Origin of the sequence: Pseudomonas serbica (genome assembly GCF_028823535.1) — a bacterium.
Classification (GTDB): Bacteria; Pseudomonadota; Gammaproteobacteria; order Pseudomonadales; family Pseudomonadaceae; genus Aquipseudomonas; species Aquipseudomonas serbica.
In genome coordinates this window covers 653,029-677,419 of the sequence record NZ_JAQIYM010000090.1, presented here as the reverse complement: position 1 = coordinate 677,419, position 24,391 = coordinate 653,029, and the positions used below count along the sequence as shown (strand labels likewise).

50 protein-coding genes and 3 tRNA genes are annotated in these 24,391 nt (G+C 55.2%); 29 read left to right on the top strand and 24 right to left on the bottom strand.

Annotated elements, in window-relative coordinates; genetic code table 11:
• Nucleotides 1-82 precede the first annotated feature (82 nt).
• The 9 genes from NQL71_RS34020 to NQL71_RS33980 all read right to left on the bottom strand — a co-directional run bounded on the left by NQL71_RS34020 (nt 83) and on the right by NQL71_RS33980 (nt 3,974).
• Nucleotides 83-850 (bottom strand): phosphoadenosine phosphosulfate reductase domain-containing protein, encoded by a 768-nt coding sequence (locus NQL71_RS34020; protein WP_274643995.1) that lies wholly within the window; start codon nt 848-850, stop codon nt 83-85.
• Between the two features lie 67 nt (nt 851-917).
• The gene (locus tag NQL71_RS34015; RefSeq protein ID WP_274643994.1) at nt 918-1,073 is read right to left on the bottom strand and encodes a hypothetical protein; all 156 of its coding nucleotides are present in this window, start codon (nt 1,071-1,073) and stop codon (nt 918-920) included.
• 73 nt (nt 1,074-1,146) lie between these two features.
• Nucleotides 1,147-1,293, bottom strand: coding sequence for a hypothetical protein (locus tag NQL71_RS34010; protein ID WP_274643993.1), 147 nt, complete (start codon nt 1,291-1,293; stop codon nt 1,147-1,149).
• Nucleotides 1,294-1,327: 34 nt separating this feature from the next.
• Nucleotides 1,328-1,729: a hypothetical protein gene (locus tag NQL71_RS34005; protein ID WP_274643992.1), complete on the bottom strand. Its 402-nt coding sequence runs from the start codon at nt 1,727-1,729 to the stop codon at nt 1,328-1,330.
• Between the two features lie 201 nt (nt 1,730-1,930).
• Entirely contained in the window at nt 1,931-2,188 is a 258-nt protein-coding gene (locus NQL71_RS34000; protein ID WP_274643991.1) for a hypothetical protein, read from the bottom strand.
• Between the two features lie 21 nt (nt 2,189-2,209).
• The gene (locus NQL71_RS33995) at nt 2,210-2,410 is read right to left on the bottom strand and encodes a hypothetical protein (RefSeq protein WP_274643990.1); all 201 of its coding nucleotides are present in this window, start codon (nt 2,408-2,410) and stop codon (nt 2,210-2,212) included.
• Between the two features lie 84 nt (nt 2,411-2,494).
• Nucleotides 2,495-2,818 (bottom strand): hypothetical protein, encoded by a 324-nt coding sequence (locus tag NQL71_RS33990; RefSeq protein ID WP_274643989.1) that lies wholly within the window; start codon nt 2,816-2,818, stop codon nt 2,495-2,497.
• Nucleotides 2,819-2,838: 20 nt separating this feature from the next.
• Nucleotides 2,839-3,279 (bottom strand): hypothetical protein, encoded by a 441-nt coding sequence (locus NQL71_RS33985; RefSeq protein ID WP_274643988.1) that lies wholly within the window; start codon nt 3,277-3,279, stop codon nt 2,839-2,841.
• 149 nt (nt 3,280-3,428) lie between these two features.
• Entirely contained in the window at nt 3,429-3,974 is a 546-nt protein-coding gene (locus NQL71_RS33980) for a hypothetical protein (RefSeq protein ID WP_274643987.1), read from the bottom strand.
• A gap of 363 nt (nt 3,975-4,337) precedes the next feature.
• On the opposite strand from NQL71_RS33980, the gene NQL71_RS33975 reads away from it, so the two are divergent.
• From NQL71_RS33975 to NQL71_RS33965, 3 genes are all read left to right on the top strand, one after another.
• The gene (locus tag NQL71_RS33975) at nt 4,338-5,021 is read left to right on the top strand and encodes a Lar family restriction alleviation protein (RefSeq protein WP_274643986.1); all 684 of its coding nucleotides are present in this window, start codon (nt 4,338-4,340) and stop codon (nt 5,019-5,021) included.
• A 60-nt stretch (nt 5,022-5,081) separates the two neighbouring features.
• Nucleotides 5,082-5,270, top strand: a complete 189-nt coding sequence (locus NQL71_RS33970) for a hypothetical protein (protein ID WP_274643985.1) — start codon at nt 5,082-5,084, stop codon at nt 5,268-5,270.
• Nucleotides 5,271-5,422: 152 nt separating this feature from the next.
• Entirely contained in the window at nt 5,423-5,803 is a 381-nt protein-coding gene (locus tag NQL71_RS33965; protein ID WP_274643984.1) for a hypothetical protein, read from the top strand.
• 44 nt (nt 5,804-5,847) lie between these two features.
• Here the strand turns inward: NQL71_RS33965 and NQL71_RS33960 are convergent, their stop codons facing one another.
• The 9 genes from NQL71_RS33960 to NQL71_RS33920 all read right to left on the bottom strand — a co-directional run bounded on the left by NQL71_RS33960 (nt 5,848) and on the right by NQL71_RS33920 (nt 8,604).
• Nucleotides 5,848-6,249 carry a hypothetical protein gene (locus tag NQL71_RS33960; RefSeq protein WP_274643983.1) on the bottom strand — a complete coding sequence of 134 codons (402 nt, stop codon included), beginning with the start codon at nt 6,247-6,249 and terminating at the stop codon, nt 5,848-5,850.
• Between the two features lie 3 nt (nt 6,250-6,252).
• Entirely contained in the window at nt 6,253-6,648 is a 396-nt protein-coding gene (locus NQL71_RS33955) for a hypothetical protein (protein ID WP_274643982.1), read from the bottom strand.
• A complete protein-coding gene (locus tag NQL71_RS33950; protein ID WP_274643981.1) occupies nt 6,639-7,046 on the bottom strand; it encodes a hypothetical protein in 408 nt (135 codons plus the stop codon). Before NQL71_RS33950 ends, NQL71_RS33955 begins: the two co-directional genes overlap by 10 nt.
• Complete coding sequence (locus NQL71_RS33945) at nt 7,037-7,459, bottom strand: hypothetical protein (RefSeq protein ID WP_274643980.1); 423 nt, start codon at nt 7,457-7,459, stop codon at nt 7,037-7,039. The genes NQL71_RS33950 and NQL71_RS33945 overlap by 10 nt, the downstream gene beginning before the upstream one ends.
• Nucleotides 7,460-7,510: 51 nt before the next feature.
• Complete coding sequence (locus NQL71_RS33940; RefSeq protein WP_274643979.1) at nt 7,511-7,732, bottom strand: hypothetical protein; 222 nt, start codon at nt 7,730-7,732, stop codon at nt 7,511-7,513.
• A gap of 116 nt (nt 7,733-7,848) precedes the next feature.
• Nucleotides 7,849-7,925: transfer RNA gene (locus NQL71_RS33935), tRNA-Arg, on the bottom strand.
• Nucleotides 7,926-7,938: 13 nt separating this feature from the next.
• Nucleotides 7,939-8,012, bottom strand: a tRNA-Gly gene (locus tag NQL71_RS33930).
• A 208-nt stretch (nt 8,013-8,220) separates the two neighbouring features.
• Nucleotides 8,221-8,297 (bottom strand) — tRNA-Arg (locus NQL71_RS33925).
• 106 nt (nt 8,298-8,403) lie between these two features.
• A complete protein-coding gene (locus NQL71_RS33920) occupies nt 8,404-8,604 on the bottom strand; it encodes a hypothetical protein (RefSeq protein ID WP_274643978.1) in 201 nt (66 codons plus the stop codon).
• A gap of 215 nt (nt 8,605-8,819) precedes the next feature.
• On the opposite strand from NQL71_RS33920, the gene NQL71_RS33915 reads away from it, so the two are divergent.
• The 3 genes from NQL71_RS33915 to NQL71_RS33905 all read left to right on the top strand — a co-directional run bounded on the left by NQL71_RS33915 (nt 8,820) and on the right by NQL71_RS33905 (nt 10,190).
• Entirely contained in the window at nt 8,820-9,308 is a 489-nt protein-coding gene (locus NQL71_RS33915) for a hypothetical protein (RefSeq protein ID WP_274643977.1), read from the top strand.
• A 412-nt stretch (nt 9,309-9,720) separates the two neighbouring features.
• Nucleotides 9,721-9,906 carry a hypothetical protein gene (locus tag NQL71_RS33910; protein WP_274643976.1) on the top strand — a complete coding sequence of 62 codons (186 nt, stop codon included), beginning with the start codon at nt 9,721-9,723 and terminating at the stop codon, nt 9,904-9,906.
• Nucleotides 9,903-10,190 (top strand): hypothetical protein, encoded by a 288-nt coding sequence (locus tag NQL71_RS33905; protein ID WP_274643975.1) that lies wholly within the window; start codon nt 9,903-9,905, stop codon nt 10,188-10,190. Before NQL71_RS33910 ends, NQL71_RS33905 begins: the two co-directional genes overlap by 4 nt.
• Nucleotides 10,191-10,201: 11 nt before the next feature.
• On the opposite strand, the gene NQL71_RS33900 is transcribed toward NQL71_RS33905, so the two are convergent.
• The 4 genes from NQL71_RS33900 to NQL71_RS33885 form a co-directional block, all read right to left on the bottom strand.
• A complete protein-coding gene (locus NQL71_RS33900; protein ID WP_274643974.1) occupies nt 10,202-10,510 on the bottom strand; it encodes a hypothetical protein in 309 nt (102 codons plus the stop codon).
• Nucleotides 10,511-10,551: 41 nt separating this feature from the next.
• Nucleotides 10,552-10,794, bottom strand: coding sequence for a hypothetical protein (locus NQL71_RS33895; protein ID WP_274643973.1), 243 nt, complete (start codon nt 10,792-10,794; stop codon nt 10,552-10,554).
• An 11-nt stretch (nt 10,795-10,805) separates the two neighbouring features.
• Nucleotides 10,806-11,015 carry a hypothetical protein gene (locus NQL71_RS33890; RefSeq protein WP_274643972.1) on the bottom strand — a complete coding sequence of 70 codons (210 nt, stop codon included), beginning with the start codon at nt 11,013-11,015 and terminating at the stop codon, nt 10,806-10,808.
• 186 nt (nt 11,016-11,201) lie between these two features.
• Nucleotides 11,202-11,378, bottom strand: coding sequence for a hypothetical protein (locus NQL71_RS33885; protein ID WP_274643971.1), 177 nt, complete (start codon nt 11,376-11,378; stop codon nt 11,202-11,204).
• Between the two features lie 193 nt (nt 11,379-11,571).
• Here NQL71_RS33885 and NQL71_RS33880 point away from each other — a divergent pair, with 193 nt between their 5' ends.
• The 4 genes from NQL71_RS33880 to NQL71_RS33865 all read left to right on the top strand — a co-directional run bounded on the left by NQL71_RS33880 (nt 11,572) and on the right by NQL71_RS33865 (nt 14,283).
• Nucleotides 11,572-11,808: a hypothetical protein gene (locus NQL71_RS33880; protein WP_274643970.1), complete on the top strand. Its 237-nt coding sequence runs from the start codon at nt 11,572-11,574 to the stop codon at nt 11,806-11,808.
• A gap of 10 nt (nt 11,809-11,818) precedes the next feature.
• Complete coding sequence (locus tag NQL71_RS33875; protein ID WP_274643969.1) at nt 11,819-11,950, top strand: hypothetical protein; 132 nt, start codon at nt 11,819-11,821, stop codon at nt 11,948-11,950.
• A gap of 111 nt (nt 11,951-12,061) precedes the next feature.
• Nucleotides 12,062-12,973: a hypothetical protein gene (locus tag NQL71_RS33870; protein WP_274643968.1), complete on the top strand. Its 912-nt coding sequence runs from the start codon at nt 12,062-12,064 to the stop codon at nt 12,971-12,973.
• Nucleotides 12,970-14,283: a glutathionylspermidine synthase family protein gene (locus NQL71_RS33865; RefSeq protein ID WP_274643967.1), complete on the top strand. Its 1,314-nt coding sequence runs from the start codon at nt 12,970-12,972 to the stop codon at nt 14,281-14,283. Before NQL71_RS33870 ends, NQL71_RS33865 begins: the two co-directional genes overlap by 4 nt.
• Nucleotides 14,284-14,409: 126 nt before the next feature.
• On the opposite strand, the gene NQL71_RS33860 is transcribed toward NQL71_RS33865, so the two are convergent.
• Entirely contained in the window at nt 14,410-14,688 is a 279-nt protein-coding gene (locus tag NQL71_RS33860) for a hypothetical protein (RefSeq protein ID WP_274643966.1), read from the bottom strand.
• Nucleotides 14,689-14,704: 16 nt separating this feature from the next.
• Nucleotides 14,705-15,058 carry a hypothetical protein gene (locus NQL71_RS33855; RefSeq protein WP_274643965.1) on the bottom strand — a complete coding sequence of 118 codons (354 nt, stop codon included), beginning with the start codon at nt 15,056-15,058 and terminating at the stop codon, nt 14,705-14,707.
• 111 nt (nt 15,059-15,169) lie between these two features.
• On the opposite strand from NQL71_RS33855, the gene NQL71_RS33850 reads away from it, so the two are divergent.
• The 19 genes from NQL71_RS33850 to NQL71_RS33760 all read left to right on the top strand — a co-directional run bounded on the left by NQL71_RS33850 (nt 15,170) and on the right by NQL71_RS33760 (nt 24,390).
• Nucleotides 15,170-15,580, top strand: coding sequence for a hypothetical protein (locus NQL71_RS33850; protein WP_274643964.1), 411 nt, complete (start codon nt 15,170-15,172; stop codon nt 15,578-15,580).
• Nucleotides 15,581-15,594: 14 nt separating this feature from the next.
• On the top strand, nt 15,595-15,978 hold the full coding sequence (locus tag NQL71_RS33845; protein ID WP_274643963.1) for a hypothetical protein: 384 nt from the start codon (nt 15,595-15,597) through the stop codon (nt 15,976-15,978).
• On the top strand, nt 15,975-16,352 hold the full coding sequence (locus tag NQL71_RS33840) for a hypothetical protein (protein ID WP_274643962.1): 378 nt from the start codon (nt 15,975-15,977) through the stop codon (nt 16,350-16,352). Before NQL71_RS33845 ends, NQL71_RS33840 begins: the two co-directional genes overlap by 4 nt.
• A 14-nt stretch (nt 16,353-16,366) precedes the next feature.
• Nucleotides 16,367-16,564: a hypothetical protein gene (locus NQL71_RS33835; protein WP_274643961.1), complete on the top strand. Its 198-nt coding sequence runs from the start codon at nt 16,367-16,369 to the stop codon at nt 16,562-16,564.
• A gap of 11 nt (nt 16,565-16,575) precedes the next feature.
• Nucleotides 16,576-16,824, top strand: a complete 249-nt coding sequence (locus NQL71_RS33830; protein WP_274643960.1) for a hypothetical protein — start codon at nt 16,576-16,578, stop codon at nt 16,822-16,824.
• Entirely contained in the window at nt 16,814-17,272 is a 459-nt protein-coding gene (locus tag NQL71_RS33825; protein ID WP_274643959.1) for a hypothetical protein, read from the top strand. The genes NQL71_RS33830 and NQL71_RS33825 overlap by 11 nt, the downstream gene beginning before the upstream one ends.
• 14 nt (nt 17,273-17,286) lie before the next feature.
• The gene (locus NQL71_RS33820) at nt 17,287-17,610 is read left to right on the top strand and encodes a hypothetical protein (protein WP_274643958.1); all 324 of its coding nucleotides are present in this window, start codon (nt 17,287-17,289) and stop codon (nt 17,608-17,610) included.
• Nucleotides 17,611-17,719: 109 nt separating this feature from the next.
• A complete protein-coding gene (locus NQL71_RS33815) occupies nt 17,720-18,430 on the top strand; it encodes a hypothetical protein (RefSeq protein ID WP_274643957.1) in 711 nt (236 codons plus the stop codon).
• Between the two features lie 111 nt (nt 18,431-18,541).
• Nucleotides 18,542-18,823: a TA system toxin CbtA family protein gene (locus NQL71_RS33810; RefSeq protein ID WP_274643956.1), complete on the top strand. Its 282-nt coding sequence runs from the start codon at nt 18,542-18,544 to the stop codon at nt 18,821-18,823.
• Nucleotides 18,824-18,863: 40 nt separating this feature from the next.
• Complete coding sequence (locus NQL71_RS33805; protein ID WP_274643955.1) at nt 18,864-19,241, top strand: hypothetical protein; 378 nt, start codon at nt 18,864-18,866, stop codon at nt 19,239-19,241.
• A gap of 11 nt (nt 19,242-19,252) precedes the next feature.
• Nucleotides 19,253-19,723: a hypothetical protein gene (locus NQL71_RS33800; RefSeq protein WP_274643954.1), complete on the top strand. Its 471-nt coding sequence runs from the start codon at nt 19,253-19,255 to the stop codon at nt 19,721-19,723.
• A gap of 93 nt (nt 19,724-19,816) precedes the next feature.
• Nucleotides 19,817-20,047, top strand: a complete 231-nt coding sequence (locus tag NQL71_RS33795) for a hypothetical protein (protein WP_274643953.1) — start codon at nt 19,817-19,819, stop codon at nt 20,045-20,047.
• A complete protein-coding gene (locus tag NQL71_RS33790) occupies nt 20,044-20,451 on the top strand; it encodes a hypothetical protein (RefSeq protein ID WP_274643952.1) in 408 nt (135 codons plus the stop codon). Before NQL71_RS33795 ends, NQL71_RS33790 begins: the two co-directional genes overlap by 4 nt.
• A gap of 27 nt (nt 20,452-20,478) precedes the next feature.
• On the top strand, nt 20,479-20,982 hold the full coding sequence (locus tag NQL71_RS33785; RefSeq protein WP_274643951.1) for a hypothetical protein: 504 nt from the start codon (nt 20,479-20,481) through the stop codon (nt 20,980-20,982).
• A 102-nt stretch (nt 20,983-21,084) separates the two neighbouring features.
• Nucleotides 21,085-21,747 (top strand): hypothetical protein, encoded by a 663-nt coding sequence (locus NQL71_RS33780; protein WP_274643950.1) that lies wholly within the window; start codon nt 21,085-21,087, stop codon nt 21,745-21,747.
• Between the two features lie 97 nt (nt 21,748-21,844).
• The gene (locus tag NQL71_RS33775) at nt 21,845-22,963 is read left to right on the top strand and encodes a hypothetical protein (RefSeq protein WP_274643949.1); all 1,119 of its coding nucleotides are present in this window, start codon (nt 21,845-21,847) and stop codon (nt 22,961-22,963) included.
• 70 nt (nt 22,964-23,033) lie between these two features.
• Complete coding sequence (locus NQL71_RS33770; RefSeq protein WP_274643948.1) at nt 23,034-23,402, top strand: PapB/FocB family fimbrial expression transcriptional regulator; 369 nt, start codon at nt 23,034-23,036, stop codon at nt 23,400-23,402.
• Nucleotides 23,399-23,869, top strand: a complete 471-nt coding sequence (locus NQL71_RS33765) for a hypothetical protein (RefSeq protein WP_274643947.1) — start codon at nt 23,399-23,401, stop codon at nt 23,867-23,869. The genes NQL71_RS33770 and NQL71_RS33765 overlap by 4 nt, the downstream gene beginning before the upstream one ends.
• The gene (locus tag NQL71_RS33760) at nt 23,869-24,390 is read left to right on the top strand and encodes a hypothetical protein (RefSeq protein WP_274643946.1); all 522 of its coding nucleotides are present in this window, start codon (nt 23,869-23,871) and stop codon (nt 24,388-24,390) included. The genes NQL71_RS33765 and NQL71_RS33760 overlap by 1 nt, the downstream gene beginning before the upstream one ends.
• Nucleotide 24,391: the final 1 nt, after the last annotated feature.

Here is a 24,391-nt window from a genome sequence, read left to right as displayed (position 1 = left end):
GTGCAAACACACATGCAGCGCTAGACGCTGGGCGAAATAAATTTATCCCTAGCGTCATACTCATATTGATGCGTCAGGCGAGTTAAGCAACCAGCTCGACGAGCGGAATGCGGTTCATGTGCATGGTGTAGCCGGTGAGCTTTTCCATGGCGACGTACTCGGCGAAAAGCTCCGGGCGGTGCTTCTTGCCGTTCTTCAGGTCGTGCTTGTTGGCCATGAAGCAAAACACGCAGCTTAGGCGATCATTACCTTCCGCATAGGCCCAGTGCGGCTTCTGGCCGTCCTGCTCGATGATCTGGAAAACATCAGACGTGGAGAGGTCGTGCACCGGCAGCCACTCATACCACGTGTTGACGCTGTTGGAATCGCGTTGATTGAGGCGCAGCGGCACACGCTTGGCCCGGCCAGGGGATTCCTGGGCACGCAGGCCTAGGCAATTCACGATGATCTTGTAGCCGTTGGCCTTGGCGTAGCGACGCACTTCACGCTGGATCGGGCCACGCTTGAGGTCGCTGGTGCATTGACGGGTGGACGCCGAGGGCCAGCTTGGCACTTCCGGGCGACCCTCATACCGGCGCTGAACCATTTCCAGCAGGGTTTTGTTGGCCCTTGCCACGATGAACGGCAGGCCGGCTTCAGCTGCCTGGTCGCGGGCCAGCTCCATGGCGCCCGGCCATTCCATTTCGCCCAGGGACGCATGCACGACGATCATCTGCGCCGCTGGCACCAGCTCCCGCAGGCGAATCAGCATGGCCTGGGAGTCCTTGCCGCCCGAGTGGTTGCTCACAAAAAGGGCCCCGGCTTCAACCAGGCTTTTGATCTGTTCGGAAACGGTTTGCATGGTGCTCATGGGTTTTGATCCTGGCAGTGTTCAGTACTGACAATGCCCCAGTAAATGGGCTTGATCTGTGGGTTGGTTAGCGGCTCAGTTCGCCGCGAATCGCCCACCAGCCTGAATCTGTGTGTTCGACTTGTGCGTCGGTGTAACCGAGCATATTGAGAGCTTCCACATAAGCATCTGCATCAGACTTCAGCGGGAACCATTCGCGAGGTTTCTTTCCAATAGTTTTCATATCGTCTTGCTCCGATGTGGGCGTGCCTTTACTGACAAAGCCCCATTTAAGGGGCTTGAGGTTGGCGTGGTGATTACCCGCGATTGACGTTGGCCCACTTCCAGCCGCGTTGCCATTCGGAGTTTTTGCGGCTATCGAAGTGTTCACCACCCCGGCAGTCCTGAAACCCAGCCTGGAACGAGTAGCACTGATCCAGAAGGTAGATTTGACGTTCGCACATGGTGAGGCTCCTCGTTGATGGTCTGCCGATTCCGTCAGTAGTTATAGGACAGTCTCACGATTACAGAGAACTCCCGAGGTTTAGTTCGGTGAGCGTCGGCGTAGTAGCTTGCACAGCCACAGCAGTCGTATTCATGACCACAGCCACCACCGGACAGCGACTCCTCAATGGCACGATTCATCCAGCGGGTGAAGCTCAAGCGACCATTACCGGCCACACGGCGGTAGGTGTTTTTTGCCGCATCCAATTCAGCAGGAGTCAGCACGACCAGTAGCGCAGTGGAACCACCATCAGACGCTTCTTCGTCACTCGGCGCAGCCACCATGTAAGACTTGGACTTGCGGGCATCGCACACTCGTTCCCAATTGTCCAAATGGGCATAGCCTTGGACGTAGCGAGAGGTCAGTCGGCTTTCGATGCTGATGGCTGTTTTCATGCTTATGCACTCTTTTAGTCTGATCTGGTACTGGCAAGGCCTTTGCAGCTTGCTCAGTTGGCAACCCCGCAAACGAATGAGGTAAATTGCCGATGCGTTATGACTATAGTCAAAACAAACGCCCAGCGCTAGTGGCCAGGCGAAATAAATTAACCTTTAGAGTTATACGTCGACGGGCGAAAGACCTCAGATATAGGGCAATCAACCTTCAGCGCTATTGTTCACCTGGCGCAGCATTGCGACACCCCAGGAGAAGCCGTGCTTATGGGCAGTCACTACCGCGTCCCGAAGCTCCTGACCGGTAGACACCCTACAGAAGCTGACACGCACAATTTTTACATCATTACGCATCAGTGCTAGACATGACCGCAGATCGATCCTATCAATCGTGTAGCCCAGCGCCCTGGCTTGCTCGGTGACGACTTCTCGCTTCTGCTTGGCTGTTAGATCAGTGAGCATGCTGTTCTCCACCAAGTTGGGTTAGAAAGTACGGTTGACCAGCTCGCCAGTCCCCTGGTTACGAAACGAAATGTCGGAGCGCAGAGGTTCAGTGGTCTGATGCTCGGAAACAACCGCGACGACGCCAGATTCGGTAAACATCACCGCATAATGCGCAACATGGCTCGGCAGGTTTGCGCGAGTATTGCCGGCCATGTCGATGTAAACGTCAAAATTGAACATTTGCCCTACTCCTGCCGTTGGTGTGCCTTTACTGAAAATGCCCCAGTGAAGGGGCTTAGTCGGCGGGGATGAGCCAATCAGGGCTTATTCTTCGTCCAACCACTCCTCTTCCCCGACCTCATAGCCAAGGATTTCATTGGCGTGGTCGCGATCCAGGGAGAAGAACACGTTGAGCATGCCGGTCACGTCGGGCTCGCTCAGCCTGACCTCAATCACGCCTTTTGCCAGCAAATCAGCCTGCAAGGTCTCGGCTTCAGCTTGGTCTTGGGCTCGCCACCAAATATGACCAACGTTGATCGGTGCTTGGCCGGCTTGGGAAGTGGTGGTGGCTGCTTTGGATTCTTGGCTCATGAGGCGTTCCTTCCTGTATTCGATGAGAGGTTCGAAGGTGATGACGCTGGTGGTCATCACCCGTTGCTGAATCAGCCTTACCAGCCGCGCAGGCCGTGGCTGCGCATCAGAACCGACGTGGAGGTGCGCAGCGGCTCGCGCATGTAGTCCAGCAGGCTTTCAGCGTCTGCATCAATGACCTCTTCCAACATTTCCTCAGAAGTTTTGCCGTAATGGTCGGCGATGTTCTTGAGTATCGCCGCCCTGGTTTCATCGTCGACGGCGGTCAGAAACTCTTTGTTGCGCAGGGCATTGGCCGGAACGGCAGTGAACGTGAAACCTTCAGCAGGACGGCCATCAGCACCTTTGCACTCACGCTGCGCTTTGACGGCAGCGTCGTCAGCTTCTTCTTTGGACGCAAACACCATGGCCATCTTGACCGAACCCATGCAGGCGGTGCCCCACTGGTCGCACCAGGCGTGGAGGTAATCTTGATTCTGGCCTTTCGAGCCGTAGGTGCGTTTGATTACGTAAGCCATGTGTCCGTCTCCACTCATTTTGTGTTTAGAGTATAGTGGCAATACATGGGTAATGCCAGCGCCCCAGAGAAATAAATTAATCTCTAGGGTGATACTGGAATTTGGGCTGCCTTAGCCCCAGGTGAGGGGCTTGCATGAGTCTTGCTCGCTTAAGCGTTCCTTTCGGCTTCCTTGGCCAATTCTTCGGCCTCCCCTTTCGCCATGTCCACCATCAACTTCTTGATGAAGCCTTTGACCTCAACCAGGGTGCCGTCAAAGCGGCGATCACCCTCAGGGAACGTGATCAGCCACTCAGTGCCGGTCTGGCGGGTGGCCTCATAGATATCGCCTGCGCCGTTTTTCATCTGGAACGTGTCAGCAGGTTTCTTGGCTGTCGCTTGGGCAGGGTTGTTCAATGCCTCTTTGACCGCCAGATGGAAGTCATAAGACTTTGATGTGTCGGCGACCAGTTTCTCGTAAGGCTGGCCCCACTGAAACAGCATGACTGCCGTTTTATAGCCGTCTCTCAACATCCGTATGGTTGCAGAATCACTTGCTTGGAGTTTTTCAGTGACAGCCTGAGCGGTTGTCGCTGTCTCCCAATATCCGCTGCGCATCACTTCAAAAGGAGCCCACCCGGCGACCGCTAGGCCCTGAAGAAGCAGCGAGACATTTGAAAGATCTTGCGGGCTTGCACTGATTTTTGCTGTCGACATGTCCTACTCCATCATTTTGAAATAATTGCCGGGTGTTTTGGCGTTTGCCCGAAGCGTTACGAAACTACGTTTAGGCCCGAGCCCCGAAGCACACTAAATTCAAATGGCACGCTGTCACGATCAACCTTAAATTTCAGGCCTGATTCAGACTCTGTAATCTCGGTAATCACAGCGACTCCTGGCGTGTGGTCATCATCACCTGGCCATACCTGAATTCGGTTGCCAACCTTTACATTTTCGGCCCCAGTTGGACTGACCATCGCACTTCCCTCTCGACTCATTATTTTGTGTTTTGACTATAGTCTAAACAAAAGTGGAATGCTATACTCCGCCAAGACAAATTAATCTCTAGGGTAATACGGAATGACCGAGATCAATTCAGCAGAGAACGCCTTCAAGGCCGAGTACGACGCTGCGTGCTCCCCTGCCGATCCAATGTGTCAGACGCCGACTTTTGAGCAATTCCGCCAGGTCATCAAAGATAAGGTTGAAGAAGAAGGCGAGCATGAAGGCCGTGTACTACTGCTCGGTTTTGGCGACTTCGACGAGTTCTTTACCTGGCTTGATACGTTGAACGCCTATGAGGCTCAGGATACGGATGACGTGACCAGCTACCGGGCAGGGCTCGAAGCGATTTACAAGTCACTGGTCGCTGAGTACAAGGCCGTGAAGGCCTGCCCATTCTGCGGCGACTGTGACTCGAACCTGTCAAACAACGGCATCGAGAGTAATTTCGTGGTGTGTGACTGTGGTGCAGAAGGCCCTCCCGGCACCGATGACATTCAAGCAGTCATTGAATGGAACCGACGGGCTCAACTCTCAACAGGTGGGATCGTCGGCTATCAAGTGCAGACCCCGGCTGGCGATCAGTGGGCAGGTCGACCGGAAAATATCATCCTTAGCCAAGCGACGGCGATCAAGGATCTGCGCATGGCTCGAAAAGGACAAGGGAAGTGGCTCATGGTCGCGGTGCTGGAAGGCGACGTCGAAAATCCTTCTTTCGAGGATTGGCCCGAATGGCTCATGGGAACGAGAAACGAAGGCTGAAGGCCGTCAGAAGCCTTGATCCAAACAAAAAACCTCTGACTTAAGCGGGAGCAAAAAGACATGAGCGCACTGATCAGCACACAAGGTGGCCGTTATCTCAAAGCAGAAGCTGAGCGTATGGCCGGCGAGCTTCAGATGGGCGACAGCGATTGGACGTACTCCGCTGTTCCCGCGCCTGGAAACTGCGGCTTGTTCTGCATTGAAGTGCGTGAACGCGATGGTGCATTGGTCGGGCGGTTCGGCCAGTAAGAGGTTTCTTCGACGTATAACAGCCCCGGCAACTGCCGGGGTTTTTCGTTTCTGACCACCGGAATGATTATTTGAGGCGCGTCCAAATGAGATGCTTGCGGAGATGGGAATAACTCTCATAAAGTGAGGTCTCACCTATTGGAGACACCGCGATGACCGACTGGAAAGCCCCACTGCTGAACGCCCTTGAAGCCGCTCAGGCGCTTGAGATTCGCTTTAACTCAGTCATGGACTGCACCAGGCACTTAAACGGCCCTGTGACGCTGGTGGGCGCCGTGATCGAGCGCAACGAGGACTATGACGATGAAGCCCTTCCCTATTTCTTCGTCAAGGCTGCTGATGGGGAGGTGTTCCAGGCTGGAGAGGATGAGCTGCAGGTGATCCATGAGGCTGATAAGCCAGCCTTGAACAACCTGATTCAAGTGGTGGCCATGCCGTTTGCGCATGCCCGAGACGCTGGCTGGTTGAGCCCCGGCCACCTAATGGACGAAGGTTCAGACGAACAAAAGGCCAGTTTCCTGGCCTCTCTTTGACGCTTGATCAATGGTTGGAGCTGGCCATGGGGCCGGCCCCACCGTCAGGCTGTCTGGCTGGCGGGTGCGCGACCCAGGTTGATCACTACCGCCAGTATCCAGATGCTGGCGATCACCGTCAGGCTGGTCAGGTGCATGAAGCTCAAGACCAGAGCCGCGAGCTGGCCAGCCAGGATAACGCTGGCAAAGGCGACGGCGTGAGCATGCCCCTTGAACTTAAGAAAAAGCAGCAGGCCGACAACGTCGAGGACGCCCATGATCGCCCCGCTGAACACACCGAGGAACGGGTAGGCGCTGAAGGTGCCCAGCAGGCAATCCATCAGAAACACCACGACGACCAGCAGCGACAGGCCCTGGCGCGGATATTCGGCCAAGGATTTGTGGTCAAAACGGAACAGCAAGGTGTTCCAGGCATGGCGGGCAGTCAACAGAATAAATGGGTGCACGGGTTACGCTCCGGTGGGTCTAGGGGTTGGTTTGGCCAGTTCTTCGGCGATTTCAAGATCGATTTGGCGCAGGGCTGCCGCAGCACTCTGCTCAAGGTTGTAGCGTGTCTGGCGCAGGGCATCGAGCCGAGACGAATACAAAGCGCATGCACCCTGCGTATCAGGCCTTAGCGGCCTGGTGTTACCTTCGCTGAACGTTCCATGGAATGAGCGGTTGGTCACGGCCTTCAGGGGGCGATTCCAGTTAACCGATGCGTTTCCTTGCTTGAACCCATAAAGGTTATTGCCGGTTTCCAGCTTCAGCGGTCTTAAATCAGGTGCAATAGCCCCGGTGTGCTGCAAAGCCAGCTGGATTTCCAGCTGCTCCACGTATTCTTTTTCCGCTTTGCTCATCGCCATTGGGGTAGCTCCACATGACAAGGATCGGTTGGGTTCTCATCTTCCTTGAGAATTTCCAGATCAATGGCTCGCAAGGCGGCAGCGGCCTGCTGCTCCAGCTCGTAACGCATGTGTCGCAAGGCGTCCCGACGAGTCGAGTGCAGCCGAATGCCCTTTTGAGAAGACACCCTTGGAGGCTTCTCACTGCCAATGCCACTCGATCCGTGACCTGACCTCGTGGTGACCGCCCTGTTTGGACGAAACCATTCAACGCGCACATGCCCACGGGAAAAGCCGAACGTTTCCTTGTCGCCGACGGTTTCAGGGTCAATATCGTGATCGACCGGCGCCGTGTGCCTCAGGGCCAACCGGGCTTCTAGCTGGTCGACGTAGTCACGTTCCTTTTTGCTCATCGGCATTTCTTGGACTCCACCTGACAATAACGAATCAACGCTGATATGGAACCACACCCCCGCTCGATGGATAGAGCGATGCGGTGATAACCATCAACAATCTTAAGCTCACCGGCAGCATCCATGAACAGGATGATGGGAGCTATATCCTGGGGAGGCATTGAACGCAGGCTGCCCAGGCGCTCATTCCATTCTTCCGGTGTTTCACGCTTCCCCGGAGAAGGCTTTTCCCATTGGATCGGGACACAGGCAGAAAACCACATCGGCTCGCCTTCAAAATCCTCCGGCTCAAGAATGTCCTCGACATTCTCACAGACAGCCTCTACAGCCTCCCATGTGTTTTCAATCAGCCGGGCCGATTGAAGCCAATGATGCTGGGGCAGCACAGCGAGGACAGTCGCATTCAAGCCGGTAGTCATCTTTAGCCTTCACGCATAAACCAGATGGCGTCAATATATAGCAAATTACCATCAAGCGGCAATGCGGCGCTTTCGAGAATTGACAATAATTTTCCCTTCGACACGCACCTGGCGTGACTTCAGGCCCTTACGGATCTCGCGCAGGTTATGGGTGTTGAAGTACAGCGGATGCTTCGCATGGGCGATCTGAGCAACCGCGAGCGGTAGATTGCCGCTGCTGAACTTCAGATCGACAGAAACCAGGGTCATAACGGGGATAGCCAACGGCAGCATGGGGTTTGCTCACAAAATAAAGGCAAAAAAAGACCCCGCCAGATGACTGGCGGGGTTGTAGAAAAGTTACATCAGGGAAATACATCAGAGCGTGCAGCAAAATCGGTACAGGAAACTGGTGTTAGGAGCGAGATTCGAACTCGCGGCCTGTCGCTTAGGAGGCAACCGCTCTATCCAGCTGAGCTATCCCAACGTGTATCAGAATTTGGAGCGGGTAGCGGGAATCGAACCCGCATCATCAGCTTGGAAGGCTGAGGTTCTACCATTAAACTATACCCGCAAGTCCTGAAACCGGCGAACCAGCCCCAGGGTACGACAGCACCCCCACCACAGAGACAGCTAGCGTGCTTTGTGCAGACACCCTACGGACGTCCACGAAACCGGTGTTGCTGTATTCGTGAATCTCAGAAGTGGATTTGAACCCCCATTCTGCCCCGCCACTGAGACTCACGAATACACACTGCTTACGGTCAGTGAATCGTGTTTCTTGGCGCACCCGGCTGGACTCGAACCAGCGACCATCCGCTTAGAAGGCGGATGCTCTATCCAGCTGAGCTACGGGCACGTATCTCAAAACTCGCCAGCGAGGTGGTTTATGTCTCGCTGTGGTTTCCAATCTACGCCGCTGTTGCCAAGGTGTCAATACTTGCCAAATGAAAATCAGCGAGGTCTCACGGCTTCATCACACGCGACAGCTTACGAAGGCGCAGCACGGACTCCATCTGCGCCTCATCGAGCGCCTTGACCGGCTTTTTCATGTTCTGCAAATCCTGGGCGCAGAGATTCACGTCGCGAGTCTCAATATAGTTGGCCCACATGCTCAGCGCTTGGGCGATCAATTCGTTGTCCGTCATTTGATTCAAGTGGCTCATATGTTTCTCCAATGGTGGCTGCAATGATTCTGACAAGCTTAGCTGGGTTATTCACCCAGAGGAACGAATCTCCCCTTCGGTGTTCACTCCCTGCTGATCACCCCGCAAGCTGCTTTATTCAGGCAAAAATGATCCCAAAAATAATGTCAATTTACTACCATTATCATGTGTTTGAGGTATACTCATAACACCCCACCAAGATAGGTTCAACCATCATGTCGAGCACCCTCTTTCCGACCCTGCATATGGCCAAGAAGGTTGGCTTTGCTGTCACCAGAAAGCATGACCATGAAGGCGGTTCCACCGACACCATCAAGCTCGCTGGGAAGAAAGTAGGAACCGTCTACCACCTGCCCTACGGTGCCGGTGAAGATTTTTATATCCCCGCTGATATCATCGCCGATGTGGCCAAAGGATTTGTGGAGCAGGGTTTTAAGAACAGTCACCCTGAGTTGTTCCCAAAACCAACCAATGAGTTGTGGCTGCTGAGCATCTGCTACGCCGTACTCAACGAAACCGTTGACCTGAAAAAGATCAAGCGAAAAGCCAAAACGAATATTATGTTTGTTGAGAAAGGTGCCGAGTTTGGCAATTACATTGAAGTCACGGCACCTTTCACCCCAGAAATGAAGGCGAAAGTGATCAGACAGAGTCCTCCTGACAGCATTTCCTACTTCATCAACGAAGATATCGCCGAGCTATGAGAGATAAAACCGTGAATGCGTTCATCAACCCCGCCGAGGCAGAAGACCGCAATGTCCTCTGCGGAGGTTGCGGTGGAGCCGTGAAAGGACACTGGTCTAAGTGTCCTCATTGCGACACTAAATTCCATGCGAACAAATGGGGCTACGCCCGCCTGTGCAAGAACCCCAATTGCATTCGTACTGAGAGTGCCGGGCATCCCCACGGCTTGTGCAAGCATCACTACCAGCTGCGCAAGTACCGGCAGACGCAGTCAGCGCTCCAGGCCAATTGCAGCTGTGGCGGAAAAGTAAGCTTTGGCCACAGTGACTGCTCTCGCTGCCGCTCTCTCAAGGAGAAGAGAGAGGAATCGCAACACCGCTGCCAATGCCAATGTGGTGCCCTCGGATGCCAGTCGATAAAGGAGCAGGATCAGTGACAATTCACATGTGGAGCCGCCTGGGCATGCTCGGGAAAATCGTTGTCCGCTGTGGCCGCAAGGTAAAGGCCACCCAATTCACCGACCAGCCCTCAAAGGTGACGTGCCAGGCCTGCCTGAATGTCATGGCCAAGGCGCCCAGCTTCAAGGATCGCCTGAATCAAGGGAGCGCCCAATCGTGAGCCGTGAACCTGAGATCGCCACCCCGTACACACACCCCGACCATGAAACGATTGGCCGCATCTTCAAATTTTGGGATGGTCACCGGTATTACTGCGATTCCTGGGAGGAAAATCTAGGTTTCTGGATGACCCGTGTGGACGCACCGCCTGAAAATCGTGCCGATAAAATGGGCGAGTTCCGCAAAAACGTGTCGGAGCGGGCTATTGGTCGAACGTTCCATCGTGACTACACAGCCAGCGGTGAGCGCGAAGGCCTGGAGTTTGTAAAACAAAACGCCCCGTAAAGGGGCGTTTTTTATAGTCCGCACAGGCAGAAGCCCGTCACCTTATCAATGGCTATTTTAATCGCCTCCACCTCGCTCTCCGCCATGCGCCTGGTCAATCGGGTGAAGTAGCCGGTCACGATCAGCAACAGCCCGATGAGCCCAATGAGGAGAATGGCGCCGCCCAGACCACTCATGAACGAGATCAGGCCGCCCATGGCCAGGATAAAAGCCCCCAGATTCATCACCATTTCAGCCACCTTGTACAGGCTGATACGGAAATTCAATACCTCCAGGCGCTCCTGTTCCGAAGTGGTGTCGACGTGGACACTGCCGCCCATTGTCGCCCTTCCCTTTGCACTTATATTCGTGGTCATTTGCTTCAGTTCTCCGGGTGATCGATGGGCCCGGCCCACTCAGTGATCCACGACGAATCAGGCAGTGCTTGTGCAGCAGCCCGCGTGTGCTCGTCTTCTACGGCATTGATGCCGTCTTGCTTTTTGTCGCGCCAGTGCCTGGGCCATTGGCCACAGTAAGGCAGCTCGATGACTCTCACCCCACCGCGTTGACGCTGGAAGTAAAAGCCTGGAATGGTTGGCACCTCATCGGTGTAAAGCAAACCCATGGCGACACCCTCTACAGGATAATGAGTTCTTTGTTTTGGCCCGTGATCGGGTCGTGAATCAGGATCTGTTTACCACCTTGAAGCTCTTTGCGCAGGCGGTGCTGTAGGGCCACGGTTTGACGCAAGACTTCGGTTTTGGTGACTCCGCTGTCATCAGCCATTTCAATCATCAGTGTCATGGTGTCTTGCGGCAACTTCACCGTCAGCTTGTGCTTCTCCATCGGCATTCCCCAATTTGTCATTACATGCGATTCGTTTGCATATGATGGTACGGCTTTGTGCCGTACACAAGCATATTCGAAAGAAAATAGTAAATTGCCATACCGTCCGAAGCGGGCAACAAAAAAAAGCCCGCACTCGGCGGGCTTTTTTACAGAAAGTCCCTGAAAATCAAGAACTTAGTGCTGTCACTGACAAGCCTCACAATTTGGCTCCAAAATGGAGCACGCCTTAGGCATTTCCTGACCCTGGACGTCGCCGAGGAAGTCGTCGGTGGCACTATCCTCCGTATCCCAATCCATCAGCGGCTTGGCTTGGACTGCCTGGGCTTGTGCGGTTTCAGCGGGTTTGTTGTTGTTGCTCATGGGTTTTCTCCGAATGCGGATCAATTGATAGAGTCATCATAGAGAGTGCAGAAGCCTGAGAGCAAGTGGCCGTTCTGTAGCTCATGGTGTCAATTTAGTATCTTTTTTCTCCAACGCCCCTGAATCCGACTGATGGCATATTGAAGTCGAATTTATTTGCGGTATACTCGCAACATACCGATTGGAGACCCCCATGCACGCACTTCTGAAGTCCACGTCCACCCTCGCTTCCAAGCCGACCATGTCTGCGCCAAAGCGGATGCAGCCGACCTATCCGGCCCTCGTCAAGCAGCCTTCGACCAGCCTGGAAACCCCGGTTGATAACCACCTGACCCGCGCTGACTTCCAGAATTTCCTCTCGGCGATTCAGGTTGGCCGCGTAGCACGTCAGCAGCGCATCGTAAAAAAGCTTTCTGACATGCATTTCTAAGGGGCCTGCCATGAAGCGTTTTACTTTTTTCACCATCAGTCAGCCGATCCTGATCTTCGCCTCTGATCTGAATCATGCGTGGGAAAAGTTCACGCAAAGTGGTTATCACGCCTCAGAATGTCTGGCTACGAAGAGCAACTAAGACCTGCGGCACCGAAGTCACTCGATGACGGTGCCGAATAAACTAACTGTATTGCCAGCAACAATTGTTGTTATATTTCCACTCCCCAACTCAACTGCAAGGTGTTTGCGAATGAAGCGTTCCGTTCTGTTTCTGACAACGGCGTCCATGCTGCTGGCCGCGTGCGACAACTCCACCCCTCCGCCTAAACCTGTGGCCGACATATCGACCACCATGGAGTCTGAGGAACCGGCTATTCAAAGCCAGGAAGTCAGTCAGCTTCGAGCGGAAAACGACGACCTGCGCAATGAGCTGGCCAAACTCCAGGCCATCGACCCGACTGTCAAAGACGCGTACTACGGTGTCGATGAAAAAGGCGAGCGTGTGCTTAACGTCGTTCGCGAAGAAACCAACGGCGCCAGTGCCTCATCGCTCAGCAGCACAGTGTGGCCGTTGCTCGGCGGTATGGCCGCTGGTGCGGTAATTGCCAAGATGGCCTCCAGTGGTGGCGTCTCCAATTACGCTTCTTACAACCCACCGGCCCGCGCCCAATCGTTCTACAGCCGTGATGACGAGCGTGCCGAACGCAATCGTGCCTACGACAGCTACCGCAATCGCTATCAGAACCAGGCGCAGCCCAAGCAGGCGTACAACAGCTACACGAACGACCGTAGCAGCTACAACAACGACCGCAACAGCTTCAACCAGCCAAAACCTGCCGCCGTGGTTCAGCGCACTGTGAATGTGGCGTCACCGTCGACCGCAGTCGCTTCCGATCAGCAGAAGATTTCGCAGTATTACGCGCCGACCCGCCAGGCAGCGCCTTCCGGCAATGACTACAGTCGCCAGAACGCGACGACCAGTTATCAGCCGGCGAAGATCAGCACCCGTATCGAACCTGCTTACAAAGCCGCCCCGGCGCCTGCGTACAAGGCCCCGGCCTACCAGGCTCCGAAGACCCAGGCTTACCAAGCTCCGAAAGCCCAGCCCTACAAGGCCCCGGCCTTCAAGACGTCTTCGAGCAGCGGGAGCCGTCGCCGATGATCAAGCAAGACCACCGTGTCCGGTTTGACCTTAATCAGCTTGTCGGTGACAAGCTGCCCACCGTTAAGCAGATCATCGATATCAGCGCCCTGCAGGGGCAGTACGCGTTCCAGTTGAACAATCAGGACGCGCTGCCCTTCTACTCGATTCCGCAACACGCGGTCGAACAGGTGCAGGCGCAGGCCAACGACTCCTATCAGATGATGATCGAAGCGCTGGATCAGCTGTTTTACAAGCCCTGGGACATTTGCGAGTACTTCGACAGCCCGCTGATCCGTGAGCATGGCCGGTACTTCATCCACTATGCCCACCACACCTTCAAGTCCCGTGGGATGATCGGCCAATCCCTCAGCGGACGTTTCGACATGGGGTTTGACCCGGACACCGACCGTGTCACCGGTATCTACGAGTTCAACGGCGCCGTCACCGGCCTGCTGTTCGAGTCGACCAGTCTGCAGAACGATCTGGTGCAGCAAGTAACCGGTTCAAACCAGGCTCAGTTAAACGATTGGTCTCAATTGACAACGAATGCACTGGCCGCTTACAACCTGCAGCATGGGCGTCGCGTGGCCGTGGTCGCTAACCTGGCTTACCCGGAAGATCTCACCAATGCCGAGCTGGTCTCTCAGTTGTTCGGCGCACACGCGGAAACGCACCTGCGCGATCTGTCTCAAGGCCCCTACTTTGAGCTGATGAACCCGACCAAGCCCTGGATGTTGACCGTCGAGAACGAGCACGGTACGCAAGAATTGCCGCTAGACGTCATCTACCTTGACCTCCCATGGGACGAGATCGTCGAGGCTAGCCCTGAAGCCTTCCAGCAATGGAAGTCCTGGGCGGATAACGTGGCGTTCATCGAGCCGGCCTGGCGTTGGTTCATGTCCCATAAGGGCCTTATGGCCTACGTGACCCACTTGCTGGAAACTGATGAGGATTATCGGCGCCGCTGGCTACATGTGCCTATGATTCCTACCCACCTGACCCCGAATCATTTCCTGAAGCACGGCCTGCCGTTTGTGTCCAAACCCGCCCAGGGCTATGGAGCTCAGAATATCGAGTTCTATGAGGCCAGCAGCCTGATGCATAGAACCGAGGGTGACTTGCGCGACATGCCGCAGGTGCACCAGGCGTATTGCCCTGCTGGATCCTTAGAGCCTGGCACGGTCTTCACCCTGGGTGTCTGGATGGCTTCCGGGTATCGTGGCCAAACCACCGATCACCCAGCCTATGCGTCGGCCCTGTGCATTCGCGAGTTCGACGAAAGCCTGGATCGCGACAGCGGACGGTGCCTGCCGCACATGATTCGATAAATAGCCCTTCGGGATGGTCGATCTCCCCCTTCATCAAGAGGGGTGACCATCCCATTGGTATCGGCGCTGACCGAAGACACAAAAATGCCCGGCTTGCCGGGCATCTTGCTTACCGAGAGCGGGAGATCAGTCGCCGCGTCTGAAGTCGAGGTGGCTCACGTCAACGAAGGTTGGATTGGCGATCACCTTGGCCGCGTCTTCGTCATCTTGCCAGCTACGCGGATCCAGACTGCCAATGTATACGTAATCCCTACCGTCTTCAGTCAAGGTCAAGGTAATTACCTCATCCTTATCGAGATCGAGAGCGACGATCTCATTGCCGTAGAGCTTTAGGCCCTTGCCTAGGTTGTCCCTCAGCAGGCTTGAATAGGCACCGTACATTTCTTTGAACGAAATACTGACCATGCTGGAAACCTCTTTCTCAGTTGATGAGCCACAAGATGTGGTTATAGATGCGGCCCGACTTCATCACCAGAGCCACAACCACCAGACCGATAACCGACAGGCTAAAGGACAGGACAGACAGGAGGGTCTTGAGACGCGGGGTGTTCTTGAAATTGATGTTCGACAGGTCGCACCAGATCTGCAACGTGAAGTAGGAGACCACGATCAGCGTGTTACCGAAGGCGCTGCTCACAGGGTCGTTCTCTAGATAGCCAGCCAGGAGCATGAACGCAGCCGCCCCGGCAATCAGCAGGGCTGTTTTACGCAAAGGCGCACAGGTCACCTTGCTGAACTCAAAGTATTCGCGGCTTTCAGTGGCCTTGTTAGTCATGAGGTTCGCCCTTTTGCATGTGACTTAATGTAGGAGAATTGTATAACGCTAGGGGTTTACACGCAAGTTTATTATGACTATAGTGACAACATTCCAACGAGGAACATGCTCATGCCGACTGACAACAGAATCTTCACCTACACCGAGAAAGAACGTGCGCACTACAGCACCTTGAACTTTATCGACAGTGGTCGAACCTACGTTTTGGCTGTCGGTGTGGACTCTCAAGAATCGATTTCGGCATTGGTTCCACAAATCCAGGCCGTCTATGACGACAGCAGCCGCGCTCCTGACGGTCAGTTCACCGTTCGCCAGATGGGTGAGTCGGCTGTCTGCGTAGTCTTCACCCGTAACTGTGCTGCCGATGCGGACGCTATTGGCATTTGCTCAAGTCAGTTGAAGCCAAGCAGCGCCGCCCGGCAACTGGCCCGCGAGTTCGAAGGGGTCGAGGGGGATGCGCCTTTTATCGCCGCCCTCCATTCCGCATTGATCGCCTTCGCCGATAAACACGCTCATCTGTAACAAGGATCAGAAACATGTGCAAAGAACTCAGCACCGCCTGCAAAGCCTGCCCTTGGCGCGTTGACAGCCCACGCGGCTGGTTGGGCGCGAGCAGCCCTGTGGAATTCCTGCAGCAAAGCGAGGCTGAGTTGCGCATGCCCTGCCACTTGCACGTCGACTATGAACAGGATGACTGGCAGGAACAGGCTGACCAGGCCCCGCAGTGCGCCGGTCGTGCGATCCACATGGCAAATCGTTGCAAGGTTCCGATGAACCCCGAGTTGATCAAGGCTAAGTCTGATCGCGCTGCCGTGTTCAGCAACCCTCAGGATTTCATCGACCACCACAGCATCGGCAGCGAGAAGCCAATCATCATGATCGTCATGGGTGAAGTGTCGGTTATCGGGAGCAAGTCATGAGCCAACAGAGCGAGCTGATGCGCACTGGCGTTCGCTACGTCCTAACCTTCAATAACTCGGCCAGCCACCTACGGTATCGGGAGTCCGACAAGGAATCTGGCCCCTTCGACTACTACCGCATTGGCGGTCACCAGGGCGATTCTGTGACTTTCATCCTCAACCACCGCGTTATGGTCGTTGAGGCTGATATGCATGCCGACGTGCGGTTGAATGTCACCTTCGATGCCGCCCGCTCGGGTCTGTTCCGAGACTTCTGCAACGCCCACCTGGCCGCCATCGAGCTGGAGGGCGGGAAGGCCTTCATGCGTTTCTACGACAATGAATGGTCGCCGAAGGCTTCTTTCGAAGTGCCCATGCAGCTCGTCCGCAAATAATAAGGAAATCGATGATGGCAACCACCGCAGCGGCCTACGCAACACAACAGGGCATTTCGATCAGCACCGCTCGAAAGCGCCTGACTGAAATGGTTGAGGCTAACCTGGCTACCGTTTCGTACAACGTCATCATCGGCCAGGGTTCCCGCAAGCGCGGGGCTCGAAGCCACATGGTCTCGATCCGAGGCAACCTGTACAACATCAGTCAATAGGATCGACTTGTATGGAACTTTGGTGGAAACAATACACCCGTTGGCGGGCCCGGAATTTCATTGGGCTCAACCGGGATTACGGCGATGGCTACCTGTACCGCATCGAGTACCACGATGGCCGGCACTGGCGGACGGATTGTCCACAAAGCCTGCGGTTTGGCAACAAAGAGGCCGCCGAGGCCTACATCCGCAAACGCGGTTTCGAGCCGGAACCGTACAACGAAAGCGAAAAAACCGTGAGGTGGTGGCGTGAGCGCTAATATTTCGACTGAATTGCCAGATCCTGCGAAGCTGATCATTACCCCGGCTATGTGCGAAGCCGGCGACCTGGCCGCAGGAAACCTTATCACCGCAGGCGTGGCCGAAACCATGAATGGTCTTGGCGGAAGCATGAAGAAGGACGAAGCCCCGCCAGAAATCAGCCAGTACTTTGGCCGGACGGAGTCCAGCGTTGTGCTGATGTTCATGGCCATGGACGCTGTCGCACCGGAACCCTTTGCACAACCCGTGTCAGAAGGCATGGAAAAGGCCGGTTCAGACATGCTGGCCTTGATGTTCGACGTAACCATGTTGCGTCATATGCGAAAGAACGACCCTGAATTCGATCTGGCCGACTTGACGAAGGATGAACTGGCCCTGCTTGATGACCCCAATCCTCCGGTTTACTTGATGTACCAGGCGATGATCCAACACACCAAGGCAAACTAACTTTCGAGGTGGCCATGACAGCTCTCAGCAACCCCCAGCTGCGTAACCTGGCCATGGCGATCATCCGCTACCGCTCCCGCGTCGGCGGGCTCGGCATGCTGGTCAACAACAAATGGTGCGCGATCATTAAGCGCTCGCCCGAGCTGAAGGCTCTTATCAAGAAAAAGCTGGTGGTTCAGGTGCGCCGCGAGGCCCTGGGCCGTAAGCGCGAGACCTATCTGGTGCCAGCCGACGGCATCACGTTGGAAACCGCGCCGGGTTGCCCGGAGTGCGGCAGGCCCCTCACCCACTTCCGTGCACTGATGAGCGACAGCGGCAGCGTCTGCTATCACCAATAATCCACCCATAACACCCAAGGGACTGAAAATGCCTCAAAACAAGAATTTCGTTGAACGCAGCGTGAGTGCTGACCAAGAATTGCCGTTCGAGACGCTGAAGTTCAACGACATGCGCAATGCCGACGGCAGTCAAGGTGATTGGTTTACCCACATCCTGCTCAGTTACACACCTAAACTTGAATTAGACCAGTTGACCGACGACCCAGGATTTAACCCTGAGAGGATGCAGGTCACTATTCACGTCAACGATGTTCGCATCACCCACGCGACATTCGAGGCGATGATTTCTGAATTCAGCGGCAGGATGCTGTTGCAGCGGGTTCAACGTGCCCGCCTGGACAGCTTTGAAGAAGCGGTAAAAATCAAAGCCGAGCAATTGCTGCGTGACTCCATTGGAGCGCTGCAGGACAACGCGTACAAGCTGGTGGAGAACCTGGGGCACCTCGCTGATCAAAGCAGCACGATTATCGAAAACGTCTGGAATGCACCGTACATGCATCACATCGACGCCAAAATGAAGCGCGCAGGCCTGAACGCCATTGAACACTTCGGCCCGGTCGATCCCAATGACGTTCAACGGATACAGCTAGCCGAAAGGGTCTATCGCGCCATGATGACCGCTCGGCCAAAGTACCCGGTCAACTCTATGAAGGTCACCCTCCCCGCCGTTTTGCCCCTAGAGTCGGTAACTGGCAGCCCCCAGGCTGACCTGATCGCCCAAGGCCGTCAGCAGATGCTGGACGAAGTTATGGCCGCGCTGGACGCCCAGGGTATTTTGTTTCACCGCGAGCCGCGTCAGCCCGAGGAAAACCAGAGCTGATAATTTGATGTCAATTCATCATAATTGTTTTGACCCTCCGGCACGTTATGACTATACTCACAACATCAGCCGGGGTGGTCAGTTCCACCCCTTTAGCCAGAGGTGGTCATCATGAGTCAATTGCATACCCAGTCCCCAAAACGCTTTGTTGCACTGGCCGATGCCATGGCGGTTAAGCATTACGGGTTGGACGCAAACGAGTTCAACGTTGACGAAGAAACCGCCCTGCAGCACATTCAGGAAGGCCGGAGCGTGATCGACGTTCTTAACGCTGATGCAGACGCTTTTGACCTCGACCGATTGGACAGTGATAGCTTCGTCCCTTCTCAACGCCCGCTCACCGAAGAAGATCTGCAGACGGCTGATAAAGAACTTTCCGCCGATATCCAATAAGCCGCATGGCTAGCCAATCAATTCTCCTTTAGGAACCGTCATGCGCAACCGCACAATCAAGCAAACCAGCACCTATCGGAACGCGGCGCTCATCATCTTGCGTAACGCCGGTGCTCAGCTCCACAAGACTGGTTTTTACATGTACAGCGTGGAAACCACCCTTGGAGCCCTATCTATTTCGGTTCGGGACGATTCCCTGATGTGCCGCTTTGAAGATGTTGATCGCGCTAAAGGCTATTTTGGAGACTATTCATATTCGCGGCTTAATCCGCACACAGGTAAGTGGAACTGGATGGGAGGCATGAATCACGAAGGCGACTTGAACGACCTTCAAGATTTCGGAAACGCACTTGAATTGATTCTGCCGGAAGGCCGCACACCAAACCCTACCCTGCCGCTTGCATCCTACGCAGCCTGAAGGAGATCGACATGAGCACCTACCGCCCAAAACGCGCCTCCGCTCGCTGGATGGAAGACGCACCCGCTTATGTGCTGAGCATTCACGATTCCGGCGAAAAGGTTAATGACCGGTACACCGTCTGTTTCGGCTGGCCACTGTGGGAAGAGCGCATGGGCCGCACCGTGCCGTACCTGGGCTTCAATGAAAACCCAACGTCCCCGAACATGGGTGTCAGCCAGTTCGGTGAGTGCGATGCCCACCGCCAAGGCCTTGGTAAGAAAATCCGCTGGAATGATCTTCCTGTGGAGCTGCGCAAACACGTGAAAACCCGAGTTGAAGGCAGTCCTGATGGGGTCATCGTGGCCAAGTTACAGCGAGACACCTCTCTGTGCTGGGTCTTGAAGTCAGAAAGCGGCCAAGTCACTTATGGAACCAGGTTCAAGACCAAAGCCGAGGCCAATCAGTACGCCCAAGAGCATTTGATCGTAGTCACCAGTTAAGCAAAAAAAGCTGTCAATTGATTGTATATGTTGCTTCAGTTGTGTGTTGCGAGTATACTCTAAACACCAACTGAAGTAGCAGGAATTGACACCATGCGTAGACGTGTAACCCTCGCCCAGGCTGGGTACGAGCTGGTCAAATCTCTTGGCGAAGGCCGTCATATTATCACCCAGGGTGGGAATTCCCACGAAGAATGGGTTGAGAAACTGGACGGCGGTCGTACCATCGGCAACCTGTCCATGGACGGTAAGCCCCTGACCTTCATCCAGAGCTTTTGCAAGCCTGACTGCTGCTGCAATTTCTGCGTAGGACACATCGGATGAGCCATATGCCTTTGCCTTTTACGTTCAATCAAGACGCCGCCACCGAGCATCAGGGCCCGCTCAATACCAAGATTGAGTACACCTATCACTGCGCTCGCAACTTTGGGACGGAAGGCACCATCGTCGTCGCCGGACAAGCCTCTCCTGAGGCCCTGCAAGTCATCGCGACCAAGCTTTACGAACGGGAATGCTTTCTGCCCAAGCAAGTCGGCATTGATAGCCTGACCCCGGACGAAGACAGCGACGAATACGTTGCTGAGCTGGATCATCCGCTGCACAAATTTGAAGTGTTCAGCTTGACCGAGGAAGCACCCACCGTGCTCCTTACGTTTGAACAACTCTTTGAAACTTTCCAGGGCATCAACAGCGATTTCGACTGGAATTTCCAGAAGTTCGGCCTTTAATTCACGCGATAAAATGGAGCTGCACCGATGCGCCAATCTGATAACGAACTCAAACGCTTCAAGGTCGACGTGTTCCTCACTGTTCGCGTAGCGGTCAATGAGATCGTCGCGAAAGGCCCGGTGCAGGCCGCACAGATCGCCAATCAGCTGGACTTCAGCGCTGCCGTGGGCCGCGTAGGCTATTCCGCCTGGTTGAACGAGGGTGTCGGGCAACGGTTTGAAACCGGTGACGTGGATATTCAGGAGCTGAACGCCCTTTATTACGGCATCTACCCGGTTGCTGACGAAGAAGATGGCACGGATGACCGCGTGCTGGCCCTGCACGGTGATTTCAGCACGGTAAAGCCCGACGAAAACCCAGCTGACAGGCATTACGACCTGCTTAGCCAGTTGATTCAAGCCCTGGACAAAAGCGGCGAAGGCGACTTCCGCCTGGGTCGTGAACATCTTCCCCTTCTGATCGAGGCCGCGAAGGCCACGAATCAACCGCGACCATTCGACCCCCAGTGGGACGCACACCTTCCCTTCTGAAACGAAGGTTGTAAATTGACGCACTACCCGGTCGGCCACCCATTTTAAAGCCAGGCCCGTGACCAATTCGGGCCTGGTCTCCATTTTTAAGGGCAAAACACCATGAAAAACACCCCCACCGCACTGCAAGGCGCTCTGGCATTCGACATTCTGACCCGCCTGGTCAAAGCCATGACCTGGGACAACAGCCAAGGCGACACGGAAATCCATCTGGAAAACGCGGCCATTATCAATGAAGCCTTCGCCCTGTGTGGCGATCAGCCTATGTGTGTTGATCCAAAATACCTGGGCGACATGGAAACCATCTACGGCTTCCCACGGGATACAGGCTCGTTCGATCCTATGAACTCGAATGACCACTACGCCGAACGCGTAGAAGCCGGGCTACGCGAGCAGTTCCATGCCCTGCGCAAGCGCATCGCCGAGGATCGCTTGGCTCAGGAGAGCCCCAAGCTGGCCGAGGTTTACGTAAACGTTGAGACCACGGTGCCCCGCAGCCGCCTGAACTGTGAAGACTTGCAGATCGCCGGCACCTACAAAGTTATGGTGCCCGGCGACTTTGAAGCAGCCAAGCAGGCAGCGATTGCCCTCGCCGTATTCCACGACAAGGTTGGGCTCAAAGACCCAGCGCACTTCAACCTGCAGGTCATTCAGGTGATGGAGGCCGATCCGGCCTACTCTCAGCAAGTTATGTCGTCTCTGGGCGAATACAAGGGTGCCTTCAGTTTTCACCCAAGCCTGGAGCCGGTCGCTCGAAAGGCCTGAATTAATCGAAATGTTTACTCCAAACGATAAACAACAATTGACAAGTTAATCTCTAGGAGTAAACTTACCCCTACACCCACCATGTAGGACGCCGCAAATGACCGCCACTGAACTGAAGACCGCAACCGAGCCCAAGACCTATGGCCTTGAGGGCCTCCTGGCCAGCGCCGGGGCTCTGAAACCGGTCACCGAAGAAACCGTGAATGGCCTGGAGCAATTCACCAAAATCTTCAACCACGGCAGCGTCAAGGCCAGTATGGCCGGTGTCAAAAGCCGTGACCTGTGGCAGGTAGACCCGCTTACTGTGAAGTTCCTTGAGGACTTCAACACCCGCCTGGATACGCCGGATCTTGAGGCACACATCGAAGCCTTGACCGTGTCGATTATCGAGAACGGCTTCTACATCGACCAGCCTGTGACCATCATGGTGATCAGGGAGGTGGTGGACGGTGTAGAGGTGGACGTCAAGTACATCACCGGTGGTCACTGCCGTACCAAGGCCAGCTTGCGTGCCATTTCCCGTGGTGCCCCGCTGAAGACCATTCCAGCAGTGACCGAAGACCGTGCGACCACGATTGAAGAGCTGATCGTGAAGCTGCACCAGAGCAACACCGGTAAGCCGTTCACCCCATACGAAGTGGGCCTGAACTGCAAACGCCTGCTGCGCTTCAATTGGGAGATCCCGATGATCGCCAAGAAGATGAACTTGAGCGTGCCTCACACCACCAACCTGATCATGCTGGTGAGCAGCCCGTTCGAGATCCGCAATGCGGTGATCTTCAACAAGATCACGGCCACCCTGGCTATCGAGTTGCTGCACAAATACGGCCCCGAGAAGGCCGTCGCAGAGTTGGCAGCGATGCTGTTCCGCGCTTCAAAAGAGGGCAAGACCCGCGTCACTGGCAAGCACGGTAAAGGCGCCCAGCTGAAAAAGGCCGTGACCAAGCATGGTGGCGACCTCTACGAGGCTGCCAAGAAAATCACCTCCGACCCCCAGTTCAAACAACTGAGCGCCGAGAACCAGACCCTGCTGCAGGACTTGATGGCCAAGCTTAAGGCAGCCGAAGCCGCAGACAAGGAAAACTCGGATGACTTCATCGATGGTGAGTCGACCCAAGTAGCCTTCATCGAAGGTCAAGCGACCCGCGTAGACGAACCGCTGCTGATCGAAGGTCAATCGACCCGTGTGGACGAGCCGGAACAGGCCGTAGCCTGATCACCGACGATCCCGCTGCCAGTGAAAACCGGCAGCGGGGCTTCCCTCCTCCGCCCGAGCCTGAATCCCCATGGTCAATGACCTCAACAACCCGGCTCCCGGCACGCTGACTGAAGAAGTGTTCAGCATGCTGATCGAGGATGCTGACATTACCAGCGAAGGGGCGATCAAAGCCCTACGCGCCCATTTTGTTCAAGGTCTTTGCGCGAAAACCTCGTACAGCCAGCACGGCGTAAGCCGTAGTTACTTTTCGCAAAGCCTCAAGCGAATGAACAAGCGAATCGCCCGAGAGGCCAGGATGATAGCCCTGTGCGCTCCTGAGCGGGCCCAGCAAGCCAATGTCGCGAAATTGCTGACTCAGAGCCAGGCTATCGCGAGTGACCTCCATAACGCGCTCACAACTGCCATTGCCACCACAGCCGGAGAACTTCAGTCATGAGCAACACCAAAGCCATCACTCCCGAGCGTGTTGCCCATATCCGTGCGCAAACCGATATGGGGTGCAAGGTTGATCCCAAATGCACGCGTGACCTTTTGCAGGAAATCGAACGGCTGACTGCCCTGCTCCCAAAATCCGACGCCCGCCCCAATGTCGGCAGTGGGCAGGTCGAACCCGAGACGTGGCATGGCGACATGCCTGGGCCAGGCGCGAATAGTGGCCTGCTCATGACCGTCGAGGATCACAATTTGGTGACCGCCGATCTTAAGATCAACGCGGATCGCTACAGAAAGCTCCAAAACTGGATGGCTTCCAACGTCAAAGAGGGCTGGCAGGAAGTGGAACGCATGGGCGCCATCTGCGCCAATATGTCGTTAGAAGACATGGATCACTATCTTGACGGCCTGCCAGAGTGCAATGTCGGCCTGTGCGAAACTTCCACCGCGTCGCAGCCGGAGACACTGTAATGGGCCGCAAAATACAGATCAGCGAGGAACTGGCCGAAGCGATTATCCGGGAACTTGAACGCGGCTCAGGGCCCGGCCCCAAGAATCGAGCCCAGGAGCTGCAAGCCGTTCTCGATGCCCCCGTGGTCAAACGCAAGCCTGATGCCTGGCAACGCATGTCGCAAATGGACGGTGGAAATTGGTGGCCGCTGCCGGAGGATGACGTCGAAGAAGCGATCAGCAAGGGCTGGACAGTCCGCGCACTGTTCACCGACCCCAAGCCTCCTGTTGAGCTGGCTGTTTGGAGCGGCGCAATGCCTGAATCGAATGGCAAGTCGAACTTTACGATAATGCTTCACCGCAAGGACGAGCACTTCTCTGATGGCATCACCTATGAGCGATCCGAGTACCCAGAGCGTATACGGTATGAAGCTGACCGTCTTCGCTACCTGATCGGCGAACTCGACGAAGATCCGTTCATTCTTGACTACGACACCGATAAGCACAGCGGCTACAAGCCAACCCACGGCGAGCAGGACTGAA